This window comes from Mucilaginibacter sp. P4_G9, assembly GCF_056400985.1.
Genome location: NZ_JBFUKF010000687.1, coordinates 1 through 1,659, shown reverse-complemented (window position 1 = coordinate 1,659; position 1,659 = coordinate 1). Strand labels below are relative to the sequence as shown.

General features: G+C 40.0%; 1 pseudogene. It reads left to right on the top strand.

The features are described from left to right. Window positions 1-806 precede the first annotated feature (806 nt). Window positions 807-1,659 (top strand): annotated as a pseudogene (locus tag AC1DPZ_RS26735) (hypothetical protein); the annotation flags it as partial.

The following is a 1,659-nucleotide window of genomic DNA, read 5'->3' as shown; positions in this document are numbered from 1 at the left end:
ACCGTTGCCTGCCCCCTCGCACCACTCTCCTGCCCTCTTAGTCCACTTAAGATCTCCCTCCCGAATACCTTCCAGGTACCAATGGAACTCAGAAATTCTTTCCCCTTTTTCATCCTTCGTTCTACCTCGGTCATCACCCCAAATACCTTGGTTATTAATAAAATAAACTGCTCTTTCAATTAATGATATTTATACAATTAGTCGCATGGGGTTGCAAAACCTTAGCGAATGTTAAAATTAATTTTTTGTAAGAAGGTATTTAGCTTCTCTAAAGGACCGCATATTTATTTACATTTTTAAGTCGTTCAGAAAACAGGTCTTCGCTGTGCACCCATCTTAGTGCAAGTTTTGTGTGCGGAAAATACGCGCAGATGACTTGTGATTTTCAATCTAAAAAGTCACAAGTCAGCCACCACACTGCCCCAACACACAAGACTTGGGCCAAGGGGGATTTTATTAAGTATTTTCTTTCGCCGAAAGATTTATTATTAATTCTTTTGAGATATGATTTTCAGTTATTAGTTTAGTAGCACTTAAACAATCACAACTAAATGAAAATAATACCATCCAATATCTACTCCCTACGCAGTCATAATTAAATAAATAGCCTTTTTAGTACGGTTTTATTTATTTCCAGCTTTTAGATTCCCGTGGAATCATGAGTGGGATATATCAATTAGCGGTTTGAACAAAAATATTGTGATCTCAACCTAACGAGACGAACCGGCTAATACCCTTAAAAGTGAGTTGACATTTACAGATAATAACCGAGAGAATTGAGAACCAGAATCCCTAATATAATTTAAATGAAATACAATCTTAAAAACAAAGCCCTGCTATTGACTACTCTTCTTGTTTTTACATTAAGCTTTCGTAGCTATAGCCAGTATTTACCTTTAACTGGGGGCACATTGACAGGAAATCTTGCCATGCAGGGAAATGTTCAAGTTCAAACGCCGTATTTGAGTTTTAGTAGTCCATATCCCCAACCGGCCACTTCTTCAAACGTGGCAATGTTTCCTAACAGCAATTTCGGAACGCTTGATATGGTCGGCTGGGGCGGCGGTTGGCGGTTTATCCCTAATAGCGGTAGCACATACCCCGCACCGGTTGTAACCATTGATAATGGTGGTAATACAAATATAATGGGCAATTTAGGCATAGGAACCACCAATCCGACATCAAAACTTACATTGGCAGGAGGAAGTAATCCAAACCCGAACACCGGCGCAGAACTTGACTACGCCGGTCTGAGTTTAACTTTTAGGGAGGAAAACCTAAACAATAACTTTAATTTAGGTAATATTAAAATGGTGCAACCCAATGGGTATTATCTGGATGCCTCTGAAATGGTTTTTTCAACTGCTCCCGGAGGAGGATCTATTACTGAAAAATTAAGAATTAGGAGCAATGGTAACGTGCTTATTGGTAAAACTACCCAGGCAAACGCTGGATATAAGTTGGATGTTGCCGGTAATATTCGTGCTAATCAAATTGTGGTAAATACAACCGGCGCAGATTTTGTTTTCGCTCCTTCTTACCGGCTCACTCCGCTGTACGCTCTGAAAACGTATATCGACAAAAACCATCACCTTCCCGAAATTCCTTCCGCAGCTCAAATGCAGGCCGAAGGAGTAAACGTAGGTGATAACCAGACTA